The sequence below is a fragment of the Phenylobacterium sp. genome, from assembly GCF_044371015.1.
Lineage (GTDB): Bacteria > Pseudomonadota > Alphaproteobacteria > Caulobacterales > Caulobacteraceae > Phenylobacterium.
The window spans coordinates 1-23790 of sequence record NZ_JBILUK010000004.1 but is presented as its reverse complement, the minus strand read 5'-3'; the positions used below and the strand labels follow the sequence as shown (position 1 = coordinate 23790).

Below are 23790 nucleotides of genomic sequence, written 5' to 3'. Positions count from 1 at the left end.
ATTGTGGGAACGGGCTCTCGGACGGACGACGCTCGGAATTCTAGACTTCGCGCCTTCCTCACTGCGTTCAAATGAATCCATCTGAACGGGAAAGGCTCTAGGCCGCCTCGAACTGCAGCGCCGCCAGCCTGGCGTAAAGTCCGCCTCGCGCCACAAGGTCGGTGTGGGTTCCCTCGTCAACCACCCGGCCGGCGTCCATCACAACGATACGGTCAGCCTTGAGCACGGTGGCCAGGCGGTGGGCGATGACCAGCGTGGTCTGGCCCTTCATGGCCTCATCCAGCGCCCGCTGCACCAGGTGTTCGTTCTCGGCGTCGAGCGCGCTGGTCGCCTCGTCGAGCAACAGGATCGGCGCCTTGCGCACCAACGCCCGGGCGATGGCCAGCCGTTGGCGTTGACCGCCGGAAAGCGTCTTGGCCCGGTCGCCCACCGGGGTGTCGAGGCCCTGAGGCAGGGCGGCGAGGAAGCTTTCGGCCTGAGCGGCGCGGATGGCCTCGGCGACCTCCAGGTCGCTGGCGCTCTCGCGGCCGAAGCGGATGTTCTCGGCGGCCGAGCCGGAGAACAGCGGACTCTCCTGGGCCACCAGCGCCATGCGCGCCCGTACCTCGGCCGGATCGGCGGCCGTAAGGTCGACGCCGTCCAGGGTCACCCGGCCCGCATCCGGATCATAGAAGCGCAACAACAGCCGGAAGACCGTGCTCTTGCCCGCACCGGAGGGGCCCACCAGCGCGACGCGTTCACCGGGCCGGACCCGGAGCGTGAAATCCGACAGGGCCGGCAGGTCGGGCCGGCCGGGGTAAGCGAAGGTCACGTTCTCGAAGGCCAGTTCGCCGCGCGCCGGCGTCGGCAGACCGGTCGGATGGGCCGGCGGGGCGACGCCGGGCCTCGCGTCCAGCAACTCGCCGACCCGCTCCATGGCGCCCGCCGCCTTCTGCACATCGCCCCAGGTTTCGCCCAGAGCGCCGACCGATCCGGCAGCGATCACCGACAGGAACGCGAACTGGAAGAGCGCGCCCCATGAAATTTCGCCGCGCAGTCCCGCGTGGACGCCGAGCCAGAACACCCCGACCACGCCCCCGAAAACCAGCACGATGACCGCCGCCGTCATCAGGGCGCGGGTCGTGATGCGGCTGAGCTGAGCGGCGAAGGCGGTCTCCACAGCCGCGCCGAAGCGGGTGGCGGCGGCGCGCTCGCGGCCGAAGGCCTGAACGGTCTCCAGCGCATCGAGGCTCTCGCCAGCCGAGCCGATGGCGTCGGCGAACCGGTCCTGAGCCGAGGTGGTCAGTTTCCGGACCCGGCGTCCGAACAGGAACAGCGGCGCCAGCACAAATGGAAACGTCAGCAGCACCAGGCCGGTCAGTTTTGGGCTGACGAACACCAGCAGGATCAAGGCGCCGATGAGGGTCAACAGGTTACGCAGTGCGATCGAGATCGAGGTGGACAGCAGGTTCTCGACGATGGCGATGTCGGTGGTCAGCCTCGAAAGGACCTCGCCGGTGCGGGTCTTGAGGAAGTAGGCCTGGTCCAGCGTAACGATGTGGCCGTAGGCAGCCTTGCGCAGGTCGGCCACCACGCGCTCGCCAAGGCTGGTGACGAAATAGAACCGGAACGCGGTCGAGAGCGCCAGAACCCCGGCCACCGCGGCGACCACCAGAAATCGCCCGTCCACGTCAGCGGCGGTCAGGCCCGCGTCGGTCAGATGGTCGACCACCAGCCGGATCGCGCCGGTCATTCCAAGCGTCGCGCCCGTCGAGGTGAGCAGAAAGACGCCCGCCGCCGCCGCCCGGCCCCAGTGAGCCGCCAGGAACGGCCCGAGCCTGCGGAGCGCCCCCACGTTGCGGCTGCGGCTACGCTTGGCGCCCGCTTCACTCAAGGATTGGGCCAGCGCCTGGCCGGTGCTTGGGCGGCCCTCCGCCGCCTCGCCCGGCTCGCTCATCGGTCTCGCATCTTGCGTTTGTCCGCGCGGTTCTCTATACGCGCGGCTTCGTTTTTCACCGCCTTAACCGGCGGTCGGCCGCACCCGGCCGCTTCTCTACTTCAGGCGCCCGTTCGATGAAACAAGACATCCACCCCGACTATCACTTCATCACCGTGGTGATGACGGACGGCACCACCTACAAGACGCGCTCGACCTACGGCAAGGAAGGCGACACGCTGAACCTCGACATCGACCCCAAGACGCATCCGGCGTGGACGGGCGGCGGTCACCAGATGCTCGACCGTGGCGGTCGCGTGTCGCGCTTCAACGCCAAGTTCGGCGCCTTCACCCGGAAGTAGACGGGCGCGGCCAAGGCCTACGCGTTCCAGACGCCGCGAAGGGCAACCTTCGCGGCGTTTGCTTTGGAGGCTAGCCGCCGAACGCGGTCTTGAGCCGGTCCATTTGAGAGAGCACCAGATTGGGCGCCTCGTGGGCCGAGTCCACGTACATTCGCCGATCCAGATGGCGCGCACGCTCATGGATGCGTTCCGCGCGATCGGCCAGGGCGGTCAGGCCGCGCGGCAGCTCGGCCCGGACGGCGCGGGCCATGGACTCCTCGCCCGGCGGATCGACATTGAGGCGATAGCGGTCCTCACAAGCGGCGGCCGGCGCCATGTCGCCTTCCCGAACCGCGCGCTGGACCAACAACCACGACGCCACCTGCATCAGCCGTGTCGTGAGGCGCATGCTCTCGGCGGCATAGGCCAGCGCCGCATTGCGGGAGAGCAGCTTGGATTCCTGGCGACCCTCACCGTCCAGATAGCCGGCGGCCTGTTCCACCAGATCCATGCCGTCCTGGAAGGTGCGCTCGAAGAGTTCGGAGCGGGCGAAGTCGCGGATGATCTCGTCGCGGCGGCCCTGGTGATCGGCGTGGTGCATCGGGTCCACCCTACTCGTTTGTGTATTGCTGCGTCCTGAACGATCAGGCGCGAGGTTCGATCAGCGCTGCAACGGCCGTGCCAGCGTCAGCTTCTGGGGCCGAACAGCGCATCGGCGGCGGCGCGGCCCGATCGCTTGCGCGCGATCTGCGCCTCGACCCGCACGATCTCCTCGCGGAGCACCTCGATCCGTTCCTCAAGCTCGGAGACGCCGAAGAGTTCCAGGTCCTCTCGCATGGCCTCGGCCAGTCGCTGGCCGCGCCCCACCCGGGCGGTCGCCGGTTCTTCCATGACGATGCCTCCTTTGCGTTCCCCCGTGCGGCCGCTATCTGACCCCTCTCACGCCGCCCGCGCAAGCTGCAGGACCCAAACATGACCAGCCCCGTCGAAGCCGAGACCATGATGGCCGTGGTGGTGGAGGGCGGGCGCGGTCCGGCCTCGGCGCTGAGCGCTCAGCCCATCCCCCGCCCATCGCCGGGCCCGGGACAGATTTTGATCCGCGTGCGCGCGGCGGGCGTGAATCGGCCCGACATCATCCAGCGGCTGGGCATGTATCCGCCGCCGCCTGGGGCGCCCGACACCCTGGGCCTGGAGGTCGCGGGCGAGGTGGCGGTGGGCGCCGGGCGCTGGAAGACCGGCGACCGGGTGTGCGCGCTGCTGGGCGGCGGGGGTTATGCCGAGTACGCCGTTTGCGACGCCCGCCATGCTCTGCCGATTCCAGCGGACCTCGACTTTGTCCAGGCGGCCGGCCTGCCGGAGACCGTGTTCACCGTGTTCGCGAATGTGTTCGAGCACGGAAGCCTGAAGGCGGGAGAAACCCTGCTGGTCCACGGCGCGACCTCCGGCATCGGGGTCACCGCCATCCAGATGGCCAAGGCGGCCGGCGCCAAGGTGATCGCCACCGCGCGCGGCGCAGCCAAAGCTCAGGCCGCGCTCAGGCTCGGCGCCGACGTTGCGGTCGACGTCACCACCCAGGACTTCGCCGACATCGCCAAGGCCGAGGGCGGCGTTGATGTCGCGTTGGACATGGTGGGCGGCGACTATTTCGCCCGCACCCTGGATGTTCTGAAGACCGGCGGTCGCATCGTCTACATCGCCAGCCAGGGGGGCGCCGAAATCACCGTGCCGGTGTTCCGCATCATGCAGAAGCGCGCGACCATCACCGGCTCGACGCTTCGGCCGCGCGACGCGGACGAGAAGGCGCGGCTGGCCGCGGCGGTGGAGGCCACCGCGTGGCCGTGGATCGCAACCGGGAAAGTGGCCCCGCCGGTCGATCGCACGTTCCCGCTGGATCAGGCCGCCGCCGCCCACGCGCACCTGGAGTCCGGGGCCCACGTCGGCAAGGTCATCCTGACGGTCGAGTAGTCGCTTCACCGGCCATGTGTCGGAACGGAAAGAACATATCCGTTGACGACGGGTCAGCCCTGGCCCCACCGTTCGGCCCGGCGGAACAGGGCGCGCCAGAATGCCTGACCGTGGTATCGGGAGATCTCTGGGGTGACCAAAGCCGTGACTGACGTCGGGGAGCCGCCGCGCCTCGGCCTGGGGACAAAGGTGCTCTATGCGGTCGGCTCGACCGCGACGAACCTGAAAGCCCGCGCCCTATCCACTCTGCTGGTGCTGTTCTACAATCAGGTCGTCGGCCTGCCGCCTCAGATGGTCGGGCTGGTGCTCACCATCGCGCTCGTGCTCGACGCCGTTCTCGACCCGATCATGGGCCAGGTTTCCGACAATCTCCGTTCCCGCTGGGGGCGGCGCCACCCCTTCATGCTGGCCGCCGCCGTGCCTTATGCGCTGGGGTTTTTCCTGCTGTTCAATCCACCCCAGGGATGGAGCGATCAGGCGCTGGTGATCTATCTGGCGGTCTGCCTGCTCTCGATCCGGGTGTTCGACACGCTCTTCGAGGTGCCTCACCAAGCGCTCGCGCCGGAACTGGCCAAGGGCTACGACGAACGCACCAACCTGCTGGCCCTGCGCCAGTTCTTCGCCGTGGCCGGCGGTCTTGGCATGCAGCTCCTGGCGCTCAACGTCCTGCTCGCAGAGCGGCCTGACGGGACCGGCGGCATGCTGGATCGGTCCGGTTACTTCGGCTACGCCCTGACCGGCGGACTGGTGATCTTCGCCACCGTCGTGATTTCGACGCTAGGGACCGCCAGCCGGATTCCCTATCTGGAGCCGGCGCCGACCCGGAGGATCACCCTGGGCGCCATGGTCCGGGAGATGGCCCAGACGCTCAACAATCGAGCCTTCATTGTCGGCGTCCTGACGATGATCTTCATCGCCGTCGCGGTCGGGGCGCGAAACGGGCTGGAACTCTATTTCGGGCTCTACTTCTGGGAGCTGAAGCAGTGGCAGCTTGGCGTTCTGGCGACCATCAGCACGGTTGGCGGTTTCCTGGGCGTGGCGCTCGCGCCGGTCGTCAGCCGTATCCTCGGCAAGAAGCACGGCTGCATCGCGGTGTTCGCGACGGCTGTCCTGGTGCACATCACCCCTGTGTCTCTGCGGCTGCTGGATCTTGCCCCGCCCAATGGCTCCACCGCCCTGCTCTGGCTGATCTATGGCGAAGAGATCATCAATGCGACCCTGGCCTCGGCCACCGCCGTGCTGCTGGCGGCGATCATCGCCGATGTGGTGGAGGACGCCGAGGTCAAGACCGGCCGGCGGTCGGAGGGCCTGCTGCTATCCGCCAACGCAATGTTCCGGAAGATGATCTCCAGTCTGGGCATCTTCATGGCCACCAGCGTTCTGGCGTTCGCCGGCTTCGCGGAGGGCGCCAAGCCCGGCCAGGTTCCCGACGAGGTGCTCCGCACCCTGGGGATGGCCTACATCCCGCTGATCGTCGGACTCTACGGCGTCGCGGTGGCGCTGCTGTTCGCCTACAATATCGACCGGTCGAAGCACGACGCCAATCTGGCCACGCTGCGCGACCGCAAGATCGCCACCGAAACCTAAGGGCCGTCCACACGACGGATCATCGTCACCGGATGGAGACGGCCTCGACATCAAGGGGCGGGCAAGTCTCAACCCGGTCGGCTTGATTCAAGCCGTATGGGATGCGCGCCAAAGCTACCGCGAGAAGACGCCCATCAGCAGCGGCCGGACAAACACCGAAGCGGCCGCGGAGGGCCGGACATCGGGCACCAGCCATCCCAGGTCGGCGCAGGCGTTCAGCGTCGCGGTCAGCATCTGGGCGGCGATGTAGGGGTCCACGGGACGCAGCGAGCCCTCAGCGATGCCGTCGGCGATCATCCCGGCGAAGCGGTCGGAGACCCGGTTGGCGTGCTCCACCATCTCGCCGCGGATCTGTTCCGGCAGAGCGGTGAGCGCCGAGGTTCTGAGCAACGGGCCGTGATCTGAGAGCTGGAACTCCGCCAGCGCCGAGGCGCTCGCGACGAGACGATCCCACTGATCGCCCGGCAATTCCAGGGCGAGCCGTTGTGCATGGGTCATCACCGCGAAGCTGCGCTCGAAGCAGGCGACCACCAGGTCGTCCTTCGCCTGGATGTGGTGGTAGAAGCTGCCCTTGGTGACATTGAGCTCAGCCGAGATCTTGTCGACCGAGGCGCCGCGATAGCCGCGCCGGTTGATCAGGCGGGTGGCGGCCAGCAGGAACGTTTCCCGCGCCCGGCCTGCGGCGTCGTGGGGCGCGAGACGCTCGGCGAGCAGCGGCGGCGGCGTCCAGCCGCGACCTTCCACCGCCAGACCGTGCAGCAGAATGTCCGCCATCCGGTCCCGCACCCGGGCATAGTCCTCAGGCTCGAACCGCGCGATCCAGGCGCCGCCCCAGAACAGGTGCTCCAGCAGCATTCGCGTCCGGGCCGTCCGTCGACCGCGGGACATCCAGTCGAGATCCGGGTGATCGAAGATCTGACGCGCCTTGCGAAACAGACGGCCATAGGCCTGGGCGACCTCGGTCCGGCGCGGCTCGGTGAGCGCTCGAAGCTCCGAGATGATCGGCAGCGGCGGGGCCTGTCCAATTGCGACCGCCTTCAACCGATCGAGATAGCGGTCAAGGAACACATGCACCCTCGCCTCCGGATCAGGCGCACGAACCGCCGCCTCGGCGATCTGCAGCAACCCGTCGATGCCGCGCAGGATGCAGGCGGCGGCGAGATCGTCTTTGCGGCGAAAATAGTAGGTTACGCTGGTGGTCGAGAGGTCGACCGCCGCCGCGGCGGCGCCGAGGGTCAATCCTTTGATGCCGCGTCGATTGAGTATGTGCGTGGCGGCGTCCAGCACGGCGTCGCGCTTGCGTTCAAACCGGTCGGTCGCGCGGGCCTGAGCGCGGACAGCTGGCATGGACGAATGTTTCCCCGATGAAACGCCTATTGAGCCGGAACCGGCGCATCCGCCAAGTCATTCCGCAACGTCAAGTTTTCCGGACGGTCACCCGTCGGAGAAGCCGAAGGGCGCGCTGGTGCGGCGCAGGTCGTCGGCCAGGATTTGGCGCCCGATCGGCGGGGCGGAGCGGGCGGTGCATTCGGTACGGTGGCAGATGCGGCAGGTGACCCCGATCGGCGTGGCGGCGCCCTCGTCCCGGCCCTCGGCGTAGATCAGCCGCCCCGCGTGTTCGGCGGCGCAGCCGAGCGCAATGGCGCGCTCCACCCGCTGCTTGCCGTAGCCGCCGCCGCCGGCCGTGACGGTGCGGGCAATGGAGAAGAAGCGCTGGCCGTCCGGCAACTCTAGCCACTGGGTGACGATCCGGCGCGGCGTGCGAAACGCCTGGTGTACGTTCCACAACGGACAGCCGCCGCCATGGCGCGCGAAGGGAAAGCCGGCGCCGTCGAGCCGCTTTGAGACGTTGCCCGCCTCATCCACCCGCAAGAAGAAGAACGGCACCCGCGCCTGGCCGGGCTTCTGCAGCGTGGTCAGCCGGTGCGCCACCTGCTCGAAACTGGCGCCGAACTGTCGTGACAGCGCCTCGATGTCGTAGCGGCGCGTCTCCACCGCTCGAGCGAAGGCGCCATAGGGCATCAGGATCGCAGCCGCCGCATAGCTGGCCAGCGCCCGGCGCGTCAGCCGCGCACCGCTCTCGCTGGCGAAGACCCCGTCGTGCATCACCGCGTCGATATCCTCGTTCAGTTCAAGATAGGCGAGCTGCAGGGCCAACTGAAACGCCTGGCTGGCGGCGTCGAGCTCGTCGCTCAGCAGCACTTCGCGGCGGTGGCGGTCGAGGCGGCGCGTGGAGCCCACCATGACCTCGGGCGGCAGGCGTCGAACACGCAACCCGTGACGGGTGCGAAAATAGGCGGCGAGGCCATCATGGTTCGCCACAGTCTGGGCGAGCCGTTCGGCCGCATCGTCCAGACCCGGGAAGCTGTTGCGCCGCGCCTCCAGGAACCGCCGCGACTCCGCCACCGGGTCTGAGCTGTCGGCGCCCGCTTCGCCCGTGGGAGCGGCGCCCTGGTCCGCCAGCGCCAGCTGCTCTTCGCGGTATGCGGTGTGAAGCCTCAGGATCGCCTCGGCGACCCCTGGAAAGTTGGTGGCCAGATCGGCGATCTCCATGGCTGGAAGCTCGATGTCGGCGAACATCGGGTCCCTCAGCGCCGCCTGAAGCCGCGCCGCCTCCTCGCCTGAGCCGTCGGCCGCCAGAGAGGCCATGTCGACCTTATAGGTCCGCGCCAACCGAAGAAGCAGCTCGGCGCTCAGCGGCCGGTGATTGCGCTCCAGGAGCGCGATGTAGGAGGCTGAGACCTCAAGGTCGGAGGCCATGTCGGCCTGGGTCAGTCCAAGGTCGCGCCGCAGCCGCCGCAGGCTGGGTCCCACATAGACTCTGCGATCGGCAGTCATGACCGGCCCCCGTGCAGTTCCTTACAGCATTACAAAGAAAGTCTGTAAAGTCTTACAGCAACACCTCGTGCGCCCTCGCGCCGCGCGCCACGGCGGCCTAAGCGCCCGGCCACATTCGACACATCCCCTGCGTTGGAGGACCGGACATGGCCTATCAGGACCACATCATCGAGATGAGCCAGCTCGTGAAGAGCAAGGGCGGAACCTGGGACGGGATCAACCCTGAGGCCGTGGCCCGCATGCGCCTGCAGAACCGCTTCAAGACCGGCCTCGACATCGCCCGCTACACCGCCGACATCATGCGCGCCGACATGGCCGCTTATGACGCCGACCCCGCCAACTACACCCAGAGCCTGGGCTGCTGGCACGGCTTTGTGGCCCAGCAGAAGCTGATTTCGATCAAGAAGCACTTCGGCTCCACCAAGCAGCGCTACATCTACCTCTCGGGCTGGATGGTCGCTGCGCTGCGCTCGGACTTCGGCCCGCTGCCGGACCAGTCGATGCATGAAAAGACCTCGGTGCCGGCGCTGATCGAAGAGATCTACACCTTCCTGAAGCAGGCCGACGCCCGTGAGCTCGGCGGCCTCTACCGCGACCTCGACGCCGCCCGCGAGGCCGGCGACAAGGCCAAGGAACAGAAGCTGATCGACGCCATCGATGGCTACGAAACCCACGTGGTGCCGATCATCGCCGACATCGACGCCGGCTTCGGCAACGCCGAGGCGACCTATCTGCTGGCCAAGAAGATGATCGAAGCCGGCGCCTGCGCGCTGCAGATCGAGAACCAGGTCTCAGACGAAAAGCAGTGCGGCCACCAGGACGGCAAGGTCACCGTGCCGCATGACGACTTCCTGGCGAAGGTGCGGGCCGTGCGCTACGCCTTCCTGGAACTGGGCGTCGACAACGGCATCATCGTCACCCGCACCGATTCTCTGGGCGCCGGTCTCACCAAGCAGATCGCCGTCAGCCACGAGCCGGGCGACATCGGCGACAAGTACAACAGCTTCCTGGATTGCGAGGAGATCGCGCCGGCCGACATGAAGAACGGCGATGTGGTCATCAACCGCGGCGGCAAGCTGCTGCGGCCCAAGCGCCTGCCTTCCAACCTGTTCCAGTTCCGCGAAGGCACCGGCGCCGACCGCTGCGTGCTGGACTGCATCACTTCGCTGCAGCACGGAGCCGACCTGCTGTGGATCGAGACCGAGAAGCCGCACATCGAACAGATCGCGTCGATGGTCGATCGCATCCGCGAGGTCTTCCCGAACGCCAAGCTGGCCTACAACAACAGCCCCTCGTTCAACTGGACGCTCAACTTCCGCCAGCAGGTCTATGACGCCTGGAAGGCGGCCGGAAAGGACCTCTCGGCCTATGTCCGCGACGGCCTGATGAGCGTCGAGTATGACGCCACCGAGCTGGCGGCCGAGGCGGACGAACGCATCCGCACGTTCCAGCGTGACTCCGCCAAGCGGTCAGGGATCTTCCACCACCTGATCACCCTGCCGACCTACCACACCGCAGCGCTCTCGACCGACAACCTGGCCAAGGAGTACTTCGGCGAGATGGGCATGCTGGGCTACGTCAAGGGGGTGCAGCGCCAGGAGATCCGTCAGGGCATCGCCTGCGTGAAGCACCAGAACATGTCGGGCTCGGACATCGGCGACGATCACAAGGAATACTTCGCCGGCGAAGCCGCCCTGAAGGCCGGCGGCGCGCACAACACGATGAACCAGTTCGCCTGAGCATGAACCCGCTCTCCCCGCTCCCTCGCGGAGGGGGTCGGGAGTGGGGACCTCAGCTCAGAGGTTGCCGGGGGAGCTCCCCCACTCCAAACCCCTCCCCGTTTCGGGGAGGGGCTTACGTGTCGCGATAGAGTCAACGCCATGGATCTCTCCCCCAATCTCTATGTCGACGACCTGTTGCACGGGTTCGTGGAGCAGGAGCTGCTTCCAGGGACAGGGGTCGCGCCGGCGGCCTTCTGGTCGTCGCTCGAGGCGATCCTGGCGGACTTCACGCCCAAGAACGCCGCTCTGCTGGCCCGACGTGACGACCTTCAGGCCCGGATCGACGCCTGGTGGCGAGATCGGCGCGGCCAGAATGTCCCGATCGCCGAGCAGGCCGCCTTCCTGCGGGAAATCGGCTATCTGCTGCCGGAGCCGGCCCCCTTCACGATCGGCACCACAAATGTCGATCCTGAGATCGCACGCATCGCCGGCCCGCAACTGGTCGTGCCTGTCTCTAACGGCCGCTTTGCGCTGAACGCCGCCAACGCGCGTTGGGGCAGTCTCTACGACGCGCTCTACGGCACCGATGCGTTGGAGCCCCCGACCGGCGGCAAGGGGTATGACCCGGCGCGCGGCGCCGGGGTGATCGCCTACGCCCGGAGGCTGCTCGATCAGGTCGCGCCGCTGACCCGCGGAAGCCACGCCGACGTTGTGAGCTATGAGATCGCCAACGACGACCTCACCGTTCGGTTCGCCAATGGCCAGGACGCGGGCCTCAAGCGACCCGACCAACTCGCCGGCTGGCGTGGCGAGGCCGCCGACCCGACCGGCGTCCTGCTCCGCCACAACGGCCTGCATCTGGAGATCCAGATCGACCGTCGTCACAACATCGGCCGAGATGATCCCGCCGGCGTCGCGGATGTCGCCATCGAGGCCGCGCTCACCGCTATTCAGGATTGCGAGGACTCGGTGGCCGCCGTCGACGCCGAGGACAAGGTCGGTGTCTACCGCAATTGGCTGGGGCTGATGCGGGGTGATCTCGCCGCCACGTTCGAGAAAGGCGGGCGCACCGAAACCCGCACGCTTGACCCAGACCGAACCTTCGCCGCGCCCGACGGCGGTCGCCTCACGCTCAAAGGCCGCTCCGTCCTGCTGGTGCGCAATGTCGGCTGCCACCTGATCACCGACATGGTGCGCTGGAACGGCGGGCCGGTGCACGAAACGGCGATCGACGCCCTGATCACCGTCGCGGCTGCGATGCACGACCTGAACGGCGCCCGCGCCAACAGCGCCGCCGGCTCAGTCTATGTCGTCAAGCCGAAGCTTCACGGCCCGGACGAGGTGGCGCTGGCGGTGCGGATGTTCGATCAGGTCGAAGACGCCCTGGGACTGGCCCGCAACACCGTCAAGATCGGGATCATGGACGAGGAGCGCCGCACCAGCGCGAACCTCAAAGCCTGCATTCACGCCGCCCGCGACCGCATCGTGTTCATCAACACCGGCTTCCTCGACCGCACCGGCGATGAGATCCACACGGCCATGGAAGCCGGTCCGGTCGTGCGCAAACACGCCATCCGGGCCGAGCTCTGGCAGCCGGCCTATGAGCGTCGGAACGTCGAGATCGGCCTGGCCACTGGATTCCTCGGCCGCGCTCAGATCGGCAAGGGCATGTGGGACAAGCCCGACATGATGAAGGATATGCTCGCCGCCAAGGCGAGTCAGCCGAAGGCCGGCGCGAGCACCGCCTGGGTGCCCTCGCCGACCGCCGCCGCATTGCACGCGCTGCACTATCACGAGGTCGAGGTCACGGCGCTTCAAACCGCCATGGCCAAGGCGGGCGAGCCGACCGGGCTCGACGATCTGCTGACTCCGCCTCTGGCCCGCTCGAACTGGAGCCCCGCCGACGTGCAGGAGGAGTTGGACAACAACGCCCAGGGCATCCTCGGCTATGTGGTCCGCTGGATCGACCAGGGCGTCGGATGCTCCAAGGTGCCCGACATTCACGACGTGGGTTTGATGGAAGACCGCGCGACGCTGCGCATCTCCAGTCAGCATATCGCCAACTGGCTGCACCACGGCGTCTGCACCGAGGCGCAGGTTCGCGAGACCCTGGCGCGGATGGCCAGTGTGGTCGACGGCCAGAACGCCAGCGACCCGGCCTATACGCCCATGGCTGGGAACCTCGATCGCAGCATCGCCTTCCAGGCGGCGCTCGACCTGGTGTTCAAGGGTCGCGAACAGCCGAATGGCTATACCGAACATGTGCTGACCCGCCGCCGCCGCGAGCGGAAGGCTGAGCTGGCCGCGGGCTGACGACGCCTCAGTTCAGCGGTCCGGGGGGGCGACCGTCCTCCGACAGCCGCGCCAGACAGGCGATGATCTCGTCCCACTGAGCCAGGGCCTCGGTGTCGCCGGCGGCGGCGTACTCGGCCGCGCGAAGCGTCGCGATAATCTCCGCGTCGTCGCCGTACTGCGCCGAAAGCGTCAAGGCTGTGAGCCAGACGGATTCATCAAAATTCATTACCGACCCCATTTCGCCCTGTACAACATCGATATCCCAAGACATCTTGTCCAGGACAAATGAGCGCCGCTGACGAAAATCTGGACGTGTCTGAGGGCCTCGCCTCCATCGGCGAAGCCGCTCGGCGCAGCGGCGTGCCCAAAGACACGCTTCGGATCTGGGAGCGGCGCTACGGGTTTCCGGCACCTCTACGAGATGCCGCCGGCGACCGCGCCTATCCATCCGATCAGGTAGAAAAGCTTCGCCTTATCCGTATCTTGATAGATCAGGGTCGGCGACCCTCCAAGCTCGTCACCCGGTCCCTGGCGGCCCTTCAAGCCGAGTTCCAGGTCGGCGCGGCGGAGCGCAGCGCACCGGAAGCTTGGGTGATCGAGGCGCTTGACCTGCTACGTGCGCACGATGTCGAAGGCCTGCGCGCCCGCCTCGTAGCAACCCTTCACGAGCGCGGGCTGCGCCCATTTGTCATAGACAATGTCGCGGCGCTTTCGGCGGCTGTCGGTGAAGCGTGGATCGCCGGCGAACTCGCCGTCTTTGAGGAACACCTGTTTACCGAGCTGATCGCGCGCGTCTTGCGGGGCGCTCTGGCCGGCGTGGGACGCGGCGGCGATGCCCGGCCCCGGATTCTGCTCACCACCCTCCCCGGCGAACCGCACGCCCTGGGCCTTCTGATGGCGGAGTGCCTGATGACGCTTTCCGGCGGCGCTTGCTTTAGCCTGGGTGTCGAGACGCCGCCCCATGACGTGGCCCAGGCGAGCGCGGCCCACAGAATCGACGTCGTCGCACTGTCGTTCTCGGCCATGTACGGCCCCGCCGCCGCCCGTCGAGACCTGAAGACTCTCCGAGATGTGTTGCCGCCTGAAGTCGAAATCTGGGCCGGCGGCGCCTGTCCCGGTCTCCGGGGCCAGCCGATCGCGGGCGTCAGGACGGTCCCCGATCTCGAGGCGATCGAAGCGCTTGTGGCCGGGTGGCGCCGCTAGGGCTTACTTCCGCATCCAGCCGCCGCCGGCCGGGCGATAGAATTCGCCGGGCTTCAGAAGGGTCTGTACGACGGTGTTGTAGGCCGAGGCGCCCGCGGCTTCGGGCGTGACGCCATTGCGGGCGGCCGCCTGACGATAGAGCGCCGCGCGGCCTTCATTGATCTCTTCGACCGCCGCTCGCAGGGCCGGATCGGTCGTCGGCCGAACATAGCCCAGGAAACCGTCGGCCTGCTCGCCGACGACGCCCTGCGCCTTGGCGGCGTCGACCGCGGATTTTGCGTCCATGGCCTGGGCCACGGCCACCGGGGCGGCGAGCGTCGCCAACACGGCGGCAGCGATCGAAAGGCGGGTGCTCATCATGCTCATGGTCCTCTTCCTCCTTAGAAGAGGTTCGGGTTCTTCTGGATCAAGGCTTTGACGTCCTCGTCCAGACGCAGCCGGACATCGGCGTCCAGCTTGGCGTAGATGGTGATCGGCGCGACCTCGACCCGCACGGTGGGCGTGCAGGCCGCAAGCCCGGTCAGCGCCAGGGCGCTGACAGCAAGGACGAAGATTTTCATGGGGCGGGCTCCCGGATCATGGGGGGATGTATCATGGTTCCGGCTGAACGGGACCTGAACCTCGTGTGCGGCGCCAGTCGGACCAGTCGCCGATCAGATCATCCAGGTTCAGCGAGGTGTCGAGGGTCAGGTTGACGCCTGTGCCCGACGGCAGAGGCAGGGGCTTGCCCATGAAGCGGCGCAGGATGATGTCGGCGGGCGTGAGCCGGATCTCCTGCCGGGTCGGCGGGTCGTGGCGACCCTTGATGACGAACAGAACGCCGAGGCGCCCGTCAGGCCGGCTGGCGATGGTCGCCGACAGCGCATCGAACGCCAGATGCTCCATGGCCTGGTAGGCGAAGTCGGTGAAGGCGGCGTTGGGGTCCGCCGCGCCGGGCGGCGGGGCCTCCCCCGAGGCGGTGACGCCGGTCAGCGCCGTCCGCTGGATGGCCAAACGTCCGGGCTGGTCGGCCTTCAACTCGCCGCCGGTGATCCGCAGCTTTTGCCCCAGCGCCTCGAAGGGCACGCGACCGCTGACCTTGGCGTCGAGTTCGACCCTGTCGCCGAAGGGCGAGGCTTCCACCAAATCGTGGAGTTGCACACCCTCCAGCACCAGCACGCCGCGCGTGGGGACCCCGGGCGTGAGCGACATCTCGAGCCCTTCGATGCGCACCTTGCCGCCGCCGACCTCCGCTTCGCCGCCCTCGACCTTCAGCAGGGTGTCGGCAATCTCGAAGCGGGCGCGCAGGCTCGTGATCAGTACGGTCGAGCGAAGCGTGTCGGCGATCAGCACCTGGCCCGGCGCGGCGGCGAGCGGCGCCAGGCTGGAGAAGGCTACCTCGCCGCGAAGCCCCTCCACGGCCCCCGCGGGACTTTGGAAGTTCAGGCGCGCAATACTCAGGCGCCCAGAGCTTGAAGCGCCCTCCGGCGACCAGTCAAAGCGCCCGACGAAACGCGACTCGCCGGACACTGGCGGTCCCAGCGTCCCGGCCAGGGGCGACAGGTCAGCCGGCTGTAGAGCGCCTTCGGCAAACCGCAGAGGCTCGGTCTCGAACACCGCCACGCCCAGGCCCAGCCGGCCGTCATGGGTCACCCGGGCGAAACCGACCCTGGGCCCGCGCGGCAGCCGGGCGGCGAGATCGGCGCGCCAGATGAAGTCCTGGAGCGTGACCGCGCCGGACAGCGCCAACGCCTCGAACCGCGCATCCGGCGCCGTATCGATGAGTCGTCCGGCCTGAGCCTCGATCTGCGCAGCCATCCGTCCGCCCTGGCCCTGGGCGGCGACCTGGCCTCCGCCGCCGCTGACGCGCACCTGGGCGAATGGGGCCCGGGCCCCGACATCCCGAGCCTGGGCGAGCAGACGCCAGGCGCCGTTGCTGGCGGAGAGCATCGGCCGGCCGGTCGGGCAGAGACGGCCGGCGAGGTCGGTGACGTCGCTTTCGCCGAACTCCAGCCGCGCGGCGCCGAGCACCACGCAATCCGTGGCGGCGAAGCTGAGCGCGCCCCTGGCCAGGCTGACGCGGCCCGCCGCCTCGACCCGTGGGTCCCGGGCAAGACCCAAGGAGCCCGACCCGGCCAGTCGGCCCGTCGCCTCGAAGCCGTCCTCGGTCAGGACCAGACGATTCACGGCGGCCTCGATCTCGGGCAGGCCGCCGCCCGCCAGCACGAAGGCCAGGGAGCCGCCTTCCGGCCCGATCAGCGGCCGGCCGCCCAGCGCCTTGAGGACCGCGCGGCCGCCGCCGGCCGCCGTCGCCGTGATCGGCCGAGGCAACCGCACCGCCCCACCGTCTCCGGTCAGTGTCAGGTCGATCTGCGGCGCCTCGATCCGCACATCCCGGGCCGCGCGCCGGATCGCGGCCAACGGGTCGGGACCCATCGGCGCGACGCCAAGCCCGGAATAGCGTCCGCGCGCCTGAGCGGACGCGATCAGCCGCGCCTCTGGTCCTTTCGCGCCGAACCGCAGCGGGCCCTCGGCCCCCAGGTCAACCTCGGTCAGAGTCAGGTCTCCGGCACGGGCGTCGGCGGCGCGACCGCGGACCTGCAGCCGGGCTTCGCCCGCCGCGCCGGTCCAGGCGAGCCCGGTCGCCGTGGCGGCGATGTCCAGGCCCTTGAGCCTGGTCTCGCCGGCGACGGCGTCTGAAGCCGTGATCGCCGCGCGCGCAGTCCCGTCAGCGCTGAGGCCCTTGGCGCCCAGGCGCATCCGCCCCTCGACCGACAGCCGCCCGATCGGGGCGGCGAGACGGGCGGGACCCCAGGCCCCCGAAGCCCCGGCGAGACTCGCCTGTCCGGCGACCGCGCCGTCGATCCGGCCGCCCAGGATGTCCGGGTGCGGCGCAGCGATCACAGCCCTGAGCGTCGCCCCCTCCACCCGACCCTCACCGAGCCGCCCCGCCACCGGCGCGACCAGGCTGAGGTCTAGGCGTCGGTCCGGGCGTTCGCGGGCTTCAAGGCGCGCCGGGCCGAGCGCCAGGTCGAAGGTTGCGCCCTTCAGCCGGGTCGGTTGCGAGGCCACCGCAAGAGACTGGATGCGGCCGCCCGCGAACCGCAGTTCGCCGCCGAGGTCGCCGCTTCCCCAGGGGGTGGCGAGCAGAAGCCGCCCGCGTTCCAGCCTCACGTCTGGAAGCGGCGCGTCGGGCGGGCGGGGTCGGCTCAACACGTCGCGGATGATGGCGTCGAGAGCGCCGAAGGACGGGCGGCCGTCGGCTCCTAGACGGGCGCGCAGCGTGGGCGCGGTCAACGTCGCGGACATCACTTCCACCTGGCCGTCGCGCAGCCGGTAGCGCACCTCGACCCGCTCGGCGGCGAAGTCGGGGCGGTTGGGATCGCCCAGGCTGATCCGCGCCGCCAGTCGCCCGGGCCCGACAGCCTCCACCTCGGCCCGCGCCGGCAAGCCCCGCGCCTCGAACCAGTTGACCAGCGCCTCGCGGGCCAGGGTCCGCCGCGCCGCCCAGGCCAGCGCCACGGCGAGGACCAGCACAGCGACCAGCCCGAGCGCGACCATCGCGGCGGCGCGGCGTCGGGTTCGGCGTTTCGGGGGCGGCGTTTCAGGCACGATCAGGCGGCGGGTCCGGGAGGATCTTCGCACCTCATAGCCCAGATCACCGCTTCCGCCGTCATGCCGGACGCGCAGGCTGTTGGCCGAGATGGCGACCTGGGCCTCATCCGCCATTGATCCCGGCCCCGCCCCCGCCTCTCCCCTTGCGGCAAGATTGACTTGAGGCGCCCTGGCGAGGCCTATGCTCGCGCCACAAATCCATGACCGGCGGGCCGTTTGAGAACGCCGCCGGCGCCCGCAGCCGAGGACGCCCCGATGACCGAGATCAACTCCGTGACGACGCTCACCCGTGAGGGCGATGTGGCCATCGTCACGCTCAATTCGCCGCCGGTGAACGCCCTGTCGGCCAATGTGCGCGACGGGCTGCACGAAGGCTTCAAGCAGGCCATCGCCTCGGACGCCAAGGCGATCGTGCTGATCTGTGACGGCCGGACCTTCATCGCCGGCGCCGACATCACCGAGTTCGGCGCGCCGGGCAAACCCTCGGCTTCACTGTTCGACGTGCAGGGCATGATGGAAAGCTCGTCCAAGCCCGTGGTCGCCGCGATCCATGGCACGGCTCTGGGCGGCGGCCTGGAAGTGGCGCTCTGCGCGCACTACCGCGTCGCCGTGCCCTCGGCCCGTCTGGGCCTGCCGGAAGTGGCTCTGGGCCTGCTGCCGGGCGCCGGCGGCACCCAGCGCCTGCCCCGCGTGGTCGGCGTCGAGAACGCGCTGGAGATGATGACCTCGGGTCGGCACGTGCCGGCCAAGGAAGCCGCGGGCCTTGGCCTTGTCGATGAGCTGGTCGAGGAGGGCAAGCTCAAGGAAGGCGCCATCGCTTTCGCCAACAAGTGCGTGGCCGAGAACAAGCCGCTGGTGAAAATCAGCGAGAACAACACCAAGCTGGAAGCGGCGCGCGGCAAGCCGGAGATCTTCGCCGATTTCCGCAAGAAGAACGCGCGCAAGTTCCGCGGCTTCGACGCCCCGGAAGCCAACATCAAGTGCATCGAGGCGGCGGTGAACTCCGCCACCTTCGATGAGGGCCTGGCGGTCGAACGCCAGCTGTTCATGGGACTGATGAGCGGCAGCCAGTCGGCGGCCCAGCGGTATTATTTCTTCGCCGAGCGGCAGGCCAACAAGATCCCCGGCATCGCCGACGACACCCCGGTGCGCCCGATCAAGAAGGTGGGCGTCATCGGCGCCGGCACCATGGGCGGCGGCATCGCCATGAACTTCGCCAACGTCGGCATCCCGGTGGTGATCGTGGAGCGCGAGCAGGCGCCGCTGGACAAGGGCCTAGCGGTGATCAAGGGCAACTATGAGCGCTCGCGCACCGCCAAGCCGGAAGAGACCGCCAAGCGGATCAGCCTGATCACCGGCTCGCTGTCGATGGAGGAAGCCTTCGCCGACGTCGACCTCGTGATCGAGGCGGTGTTCGAGCGCATGGACATCAAGAAGGACATCTTCACCAAGCTCGACGCCATCTGCAAACCGGGCGCGATCCTGGCCACCAACACCTCGGGCCTCAACATCGACGAGATCGCCTCGGTGACGAAGCGGCCGCAGGACGTGATCGGCCTGCACTTCTTCTCGCCGGCCAATGTGATGAAGCTGCTGGAGATCGTCCGCGCCGACCACACGGCCGACGACGTGATCATGACCTCGATGAAGCTGGCCAAGCAGATCGGCAAGATCGCCGCCCTGGTCGGCGTGTGCCCGGGCTTCGTCGGCAACCGCATCCTGGCCCAGCGCCAGCGCGAGGCGCAGAAGCTGGTGCTGGAAGGCGCCATGCCCTGGGACGTGGACCGCGTGCTCTACGACTTCGGCTTCCCCATGGGCCCGTTCGCCATGAGCGACCTGGCCGGCCTCGACATCGGCTGGGTGAAGGAGAAGTCCAACGGCGAGACCATCCGCGACGTGCTCTGCGAGATGGACCGCCGGGGCCAGAAGACCGGCGCGGGCTACTACGACTACGACGAGAACCGCAACGCCAAGCCCAGCCCCGTAACCGAGAAGATCATCAACGACTTCATCGTCAAGTCGGGCCGAAACCCGCGCAAGATCTCGGACGAGGAGATCCTGGAGCGCTGCATCTATCCGATGGTCAACGAGGGGATGAAGATCCTCGACGAGGGCAAGGCGATCCGCCCGTCGGACATCGATGTGGTGTGGGTCAACGGCTATGGCTGGCCGGTCTATCGCGGCGGCCCGATGCACTTCGGCGACCTGATCGGCGCCGACAAGGTGCTGGCCAAGATGAAGGAGTTCCACGGGGCGATGGGCGACGACTTCAAGCCCGCCGCCGCCCTCGAGAAGCTGGTCGCCGAGGGCAAGAAGATCTCCGAATACAAGCGCGGGTAAGGGCTCAGGCCCACGCGACATGACTTTCCCGATCCCCTCCCGCTGCGTCGCAGGGGGAGGGGACCCTTGGCTCCTGTTTCCCCGTGAACACGGCTGATCGCGCCAACCTCGATCGCGCCGGGACTGGCGCCGCCTAGCCCGCCCGCTTTCGCGCCACCAGGAACGGCCGGGTATCCTTGCCGCGCGTCCCGTGCCGCGCGCGTTCGACGATCTTGAAGCCGGCCGCCGTGATCTCGCGCTCCAGCTCCGCGTCGGTAAAGAACGCCACATGGGGCGCCTTGCCGATCGCCTGCATCACCGGGACGAGGAGACGCACCGGCAGGCCCATCTGCGTTAGGCACGGCGTCTTCGAGATGAACAGGCCGCCCGGCTTCAGGAGCCGGTGGATGTTGCGCAGCACGGCGTCGCGCGCCGCGACCAGGTGGAGGACGTTGAAGGCCAGAACGACGTCGAAGCTGCCGTCCGGCCGGTCCGGAGCATCGGCGCGCGCCGTCTCGAACACGGCGTTGACGCAGCCCTGGGCGGCCGCCTTTTCCCGCGCGATGGCGATCATCTCGCCCGAAACATCCGTCGCGACGAGGCTGGCGACGCAAGGCGCGAGCCTGAGCGCCGTCGTGCCCGTGCCGCAGCCGACCTCCAGCACGGCGTCGGCGGCCCTCAGGTAGTGCTGCGTACGTTCGAGCGTGCGTTCATAACCAGCCGGGTCGGCGATCACATCGGCGGCGTATTTGCGCGCGGTGCGATCCCAGAAGCGTGCGTCGTCGATGGTGCGGGGCATGTGACCTCTTCGCCGCCGCAGTAGAGCGTCTTCCGAAAAGTGGGAACCGGTTTTCGGATGAAAAGACGCTCTAACTTTTTGATTTCGAGCCTTTTTCACCCCGTTCAGATGACTCCATCTGAACGGGAAAGGCTCTAGCACATGGGTGATGATCGTGAAGTCGTAGAGGCGAGTGTGGCGGCCCGCCCCCTACCTCCCCGTGAACACCGCCGGGCGGCGTTCGAGAAAGGCCGCGACGCCTTCCTTGTGGTCGGCGGACTTGAAGCAGGCGCTGAGCGCCTCGACATGGGCGGCCATGTGTTCGGAGACGTCGCGCTCCAGGCCGCGCCAGACCAGATCCTTCATCCGCTTGAGCGAGAACGGCGAGGAGGCCAGGTAGCGCCGGGCCTCGGCCATCGCCGTCTCCATCACCGCCTCGGGCGCCACCACCTCGGCCGCATAACCGATGGCCTGGGCCTCGGCCGCTTCCAGCACGGCGCCCGAGTAGAGCAGGCGCAGCGCCCGGTGCGGACCGATCAGGCGCGGCAAGAGCCAGCTGCCGGCCCCGGTGTCTGGCACCAGGCCGCGGTGGGCGAAGTTCCAGGCGAAGCGGCTGCGGTCGGAGATGATGCGGACGTCGCACTGGCTGGTGAACTCGGCGCCCATGCCGAAGGCGGCGCCGTCGATGGCGCCGATCACCGGCTTGGGGCACTGGACGATCGGCCACCACTTCTCGCCCTCGTCGGCGCGCCCGCGCACGCCGCGCGTTTCCCCTGGTATGGTGGCCAGGTCGGCGAGATCGGTGCCCGCGCAGAACGCGCCGCCGCTGCCGGTGATGATCAGCACGCGCACCCGATCATCCGCCCCGGCCTCGCCCACCAGGCCGATGAACCTGCCCAGCATGGCGTAGGTCATGGCGTTGCGCTTTTCCGGCCGGTCGATGGTGATCACCCCGATCCCGTCGGCGTCGAGCTCGTAGCGAATGTGATGTGCAGTCATGGCGGCGACCTCCCTCGTTGTCGGCGTGATGATTGCGCCGGGCGCCCGGAGCGCAAAGCCGCAATTCATGATCCCGGCGACTTTGAAGCCTGAGCTAGAGGTTGATCGGACCGCTCAGCCTGCGATGCTGGCCTCAACGATATGGGGGAAGGCATGAGAGGTGTTTGGGGCTGGGTCGCCGTCGTCGGCGCAACCCTGGCTTTGGCGGGCTGTGGCCGGGGCGTGGACGGGGCCCGGATCGCCGCGCCGGCGCCCGGCGAATGGCTGAGCTACGGCCGCACCTATGACGAACAGCGGTTCTCACCCCTGGACCAGATCAACACCGAGACGGTGAAGGACCTGGGGCTGGCCTGGTGGGCGGAGTTCGACACCGACCGGGGCCAGGAAGCGACGCCGCTGGTGGTCGACGGCGTGCTCTACACCACCACCGCCTGGTCCAAGGTTTTCGCCTTCGATGCAGCGACTGGTGAGAAGAAGTGGTCGTTCGACCCGAAGGTCGATCAGGCCAAGGGCTTCGACGCCTGCTGCGACGTGGTCAACCGGGGCGTGGCGATCTGGAAAGGCAAGGTCTACGTCGGCACGCTCGATGGACGTCTGATCGCGCTCAACGCCAAGGACGGCTCGGTCGCCTGGTCTGTGCAGACCACCGACAATTCCAAGCCCTACACGATCACCGGCGCGCCCCGGGTGGTGAAGGACAAGGTGCTGATCGGCAACGGCGGCGCCGAGTATGGCGTGCGCGGCTATATCACCGCCTATGACGCGGCCACCGGCAAGCAGGTCTGGCGGTTCTTCACGACGCCTAACGCCGAGGGCAAGCCGGACGGCGCGGCGTCGGACAAGGTGATGGCCGAGAAGGCGGCGGCCACATGGAGCGACGGGGTCTGGAAGCAGACCGGCGGCGGCGGCACCGTCTGGGACGCCATGGCCTACGATCCCGAGCTCGACCTCATGTACTTCGGCGTCGGCAACGGGAATCCCTGGAACCACAAGCTCCGGTCGGGCGGGAAGGGTGACAACCTGTTCCTGGCGTCGATCCTGGCGCTCAGGCCCGACACCGGCGAATACGTCTGGCACTATCAGACGACACCCGGCGAAACCTGGGACTACACCGCCACCCAGCACATCATGCTGGCCGATCTGAAGATTGGCGGCCGTGACCGCAAGGTGCTGATGCAGGCTCCGAAGAACGGATTCTTCTATGTCCTGGATCGCGCCACCGGGGCGTTCATCTCGGCGGAGAAGTTCGTGCCGGTGGACTGGGCCGACCGGATCGACCCGGCTACGGGCCGTCCCGTGGAACGTCCGGCGGCGCGCTATCCGGCCGGGACGGTCTCGGACCAGCTGGTCGGCCCGCTCGGTGGGCACAACTGGCACCCCATGGCGTTTCACCCGAAGACGGGCCTCGTCTACATTCCGGCCCAGTATGGTCGCGGCCTTTATGCCGACCCGGAGACCTTCGCCTACACGCCGGGCGCCACCAACCAGGGCATGCGACGCGCGGTCGCCAGCCCCTCCAATCCCAAGGGCGACCTGCGGCCCGGCGGCCGGGGCCCGGCCAAGGGCGAACTCATCGCCTGGGACCCGGTCACCCAGACGCGCCGGTGGAGCGTGGCCTTCCCGCACATGGTGACCAGCGGCGTGCTGGCGACGGCCGGCGACCTCGTCTTCCACAGCGCCGAAGGCCGCTTCACGGCGTACGAGGCCGCATCGGGCAAGGCGATCTGGACCCACCCCACCACGGCGCGCGCCATCGCGCCGGCCATGACCTATGAGCTGGACGGCGTGCAGCACGTGGCGCTGATGGTCGGCGTCGGCGGAGCCGGGGTCGGCGATCAGCCCCGCCGGCGGGGCCGGCTTCTGGTGTTCAAGCTTGGCGGCAAGGCGCAGGCCAAGCCCTATCCCGAGCCGGTCATCCCCGGGCCGCTGGATCTGACGCAGGCCACGCCCTCATCCGGAGACGCAGACGCCGGCGCCAAGACCTATGCGGCCTATTGCGCCAGTTGCCACGGCGCCGGTCCGTTCTTCCCGGACCTGACCCGCTCGCCGTCGATCCTGGATCCCGACGGTTTCCAGGCCATCGTGCTCGACGGCGCTTTGAAGGCCAACGGCATGGCCGGCTTCCGCCGCTTCTTCGGCGAGACCGAGACCGAGAACCTGCGGGCGCTGATTCTCTGGCGGGCCCGCAATCCGCCCCCGGCGACCACGACGGCCGCCGCGCAACCCGCCCACGCG

General features: G+C 68.4%; 19 protein-coding genes. 8 read left to right on the top strand and 11 right to left on the bottom strand.

Features of this window, described 5'->3' with window-relative positions; translation table 11 throughout:
- Positions 1-97 precede the first annotated feature (97 nt).
- Positions 98-1936: an ABC transporter transmembrane domain-containing protein gene (locus ACIQ3R_RS00765; protein WP_397413952.1), complete on the bottom strand. Its 1839-nt coding sequence runs from the start codon at positions 1934-1936 to the stop codon at positions 98-100.
- A 116-nt stretch (positions 1937-2052) separates the two neighbouring features.
- Between ACIQ3R_RS00765 and rpmE the strand changes: the two genes are divergently transcribed.
- Positions 2053-2277 (top strand): 50S ribosomal protein L31, encoded by a 225-nt coding sequence (rpmE, locus tag ACIQ3R_RS00760; RefSeq protein WP_293364318.1) that lies wholly within the window; start codon positions 2053-2055, stop codon positions 2275-2277.
- Between the two features lie 70 nt (positions 2278-2347).
- On the opposite strand, the gene ACIQ3R_RS00755 is transcribed toward rpmE, so the two are convergent.
- Together ACIQ3R_RS00755 and ACIQ3R_RS00750 are read right to left on the bottom strand one after the other, a co-directional pair.
- Entirely contained in the window at positions 2348-2857 is a 510-nt protein-coding gene (locus ACIQ3R_RS00755; RefSeq protein ID WP_397413950.1) for a DUF1465 family protein, read from the bottom strand.
- Positions 2858-2943: 86 nt separating this feature from the next.
- Complete coding sequence (locus ACIQ3R_RS00750) at positions 2944-3147, bottom strand: DUF1192 domain-containing protein (RefSeq protein ID WP_397413948.1); 204 nt, start codon at positions 3145-3147, stop codon at positions 2944-2946.
- A gap of 81 nt (positions 3148-3228) precedes the next feature.
- Between ACIQ3R_RS00750 and ACIQ3R_RS00745 the strand changes: the two genes are divergently transcribed.
- Positions 3229-4221, top strand: a complete 993-nt coding sequence (locus ACIQ3R_RS00745) for an NAD(P)H-quinone oxidoreductase (protein WP_397413945.1) — start codon at positions 3229-3231, stop codon at positions 4219-4221.
- Positions 4222-4353: 132 nt separating this feature from the next.
- On the top strand, positions 4354-5808 hold the full coding sequence (locus ACIQ3R_RS00740; RefSeq protein ID WP_397413943.1) for an MFS transporter: 1455 nt from the start codon (positions 4354-4356) through the stop codon (positions 5806-5808).
- A 114-nt stretch (positions 5809-5922) separates the two neighbouring features.
- Here ACIQ3R_RS00740 and ACIQ3R_RS00735 read toward each other — a convergent pair whose 3' ends face one another.
- Together ACIQ3R_RS00735 and ACIQ3R_RS00730 are read right to left on the bottom strand one after the other, a co-directional pair.
- Positions 5923-7155, bottom strand: coding sequence for a TetR/AcrR family transcriptional regulator (locus tag ACIQ3R_RS00735; RefSeq protein ID WP_397413940.1), 1233 nt, complete (start codon positions 7153-7155; stop codon positions 5923-5925).
- 87 nt (positions 7156-7242) lie between these two features.
- A complete protein-coding gene (locus ACIQ3R_RS00730; RefSeq protein WP_397413938.1) occupies positions 7243-8646 on the bottom strand; it encodes a short-chain fatty acyl-CoA regulator family protein in 1404 nt (467 codons plus the stop codon).
- Positions 8647-8792: 146 nt separating this feature from the next.
- Between ACIQ3R_RS00730 and ACIQ3R_RS00725 the strand changes: the two genes are divergently transcribed.
- Positions 8793-10385, top strand: coding sequence for an isocitrate lyase (locus ACIQ3R_RS00725; protein WP_397413935.1), 1593 nt, complete (start codon positions 8793-8795; stop codon positions 10383-10385).
- Positions 10386-10526: 141 nt separating this feature from the next.
- Positions 10527-12680 carry a malate synthase G gene (locus ACIQ3R_RS00720; RefSeq protein WP_397413933.1) on the top strand — a complete coding sequence of 718 codons (2154 nt, stop codon included), beginning with the start codon at positions 10527-10529 and terminating at the stop codon, positions 12678-12680.
- 7 nt (positions 12681-12687) lie between these two features.
- On the opposite strand, the gene ACIQ3R_RS00715 is transcribed toward ACIQ3R_RS00720, so the two are convergent.
- Positions 12688-12888 carry a hypothetical protein gene (locus tag ACIQ3R_RS00715; RefSeq protein ID WP_397413931.1) on the bottom strand — a complete coding sequence of 67 codons (201 nt, stop codon included), beginning with the start codon at positions 12886-12888 and terminating at the stop codon, positions 12688-12690.
- A gap of 59 nt (positions 12889-12947) precedes the next feature.
- On the opposite strand from ACIQ3R_RS00715, the gene ACIQ3R_RS00710 reads away from it, so the two are divergent.
- Positions 12948-13865, top strand: a complete 918-nt coding sequence (locus ACIQ3R_RS00710; protein ID WP_397413929.1) for a MerR family transcriptional regulator — start codon at positions 12948-12950, stop codon at positions 13863-13865.
- A gap of 3 nt (positions 13866-13868) precedes the next feature.
- On the opposite strand, the gene ACIQ3R_RS00705 is transcribed toward ACIQ3R_RS00710, so the two are convergent.
- The 3 genes from ACIQ3R_RS00705 to ACIQ3R_RS00695 are packed head-to-tail and all read right to left on the bottom strand — an operon-like array spanning position 13869 to position 17573.
- Positions 13869-14231: a YdbL family protein gene (locus tag ACIQ3R_RS00705; RefSeq protein ID WP_397413926.1), complete on the bottom strand. Its 363-nt coding sequence runs from the start codon at positions 14229-14231 to the stop codon at positions 13869-13871.
- A 14-nt stretch (positions 14232-14245) separates the two neighbouring features.
- Positions 14246-14425 carry a YnbE family lipoprotein gene (locus ACIQ3R_RS00700; protein ID WP_397413923.1) on the bottom strand — a complete coding sequence of 60 codons (180 nt, stop codon included), beginning with the start codon at positions 14423-14425 and terminating at the stop codon, positions 14246-14248.
- A 31-nt stretch (positions 14426-14456) separates the two neighbouring features.
- Positions 14457-17573: a YdbH domain-containing protein gene (locus tag ACIQ3R_RS00695; protein ID WP_397413921.1), complete on the bottom strand. Its 3117-nt coding sequence runs from the start codon at positions 17571-17573 to the stop codon at positions 14457-14459.
- Between the two features lie 141 nt (positions 17574-17714).
- On the opposite strand from ACIQ3R_RS00695, the gene ACIQ3R_RS00690 reads away from it, so the two are divergent.
- Positions 17715-19799 (top strand): 3-hydroxyacyl-CoA dehydrogenase NAD-binding domain-containing protein, encoded by a 2085-nt coding sequence (locus tag ACIQ3R_RS00690; RefSeq protein WP_397413919.1) that lies wholly within the window; start codon positions 17715-17717, stop codon positions 19797-19799.
- A gap of 133 nt (positions 19800-19932) precedes the next feature.
- Here the strand turns inward: ACIQ3R_RS00690 and ACIQ3R_RS00685 are convergent, their stop codons facing one another.
- Both ACIQ3R_RS00685 and ACIQ3R_RS00680 read right to left on the bottom strand, forming a co-directional pair.
- Entirely contained in the window at positions 19933-20577 is a 645-nt protein-coding gene (locus tag ACIQ3R_RS00685; protein WP_397413916.1) for a class I SAM-dependent methyltransferase, read from the bottom strand.
- A gap of 189 nt (positions 20578-20766) precedes the next feature.
- Complete coding sequence (locus ACIQ3R_RS00680; protein WP_397413914.1) at positions 20767-21555, bottom strand: enoyl-CoA hydratase/isomerase family protein; 789 nt, start codon at positions 21553-21555, stop codon at positions 20767-20769.
- Positions 21556-21708: 153 nt separating this feature from the next.
- Here ACIQ3R_RS00680 and ACIQ3R_RS00675 point away from each other — a divergent pair.
- Positions 21709-23790, top strand: a 2082-nt coding sequence (locus ACIQ3R_RS00675) for a PQQ-dependent dehydrogenase, methanol/ethanol family (RefSeq protein ID WP_397413912.1), incomplete at its 3' end; no start/stop codon positions are given.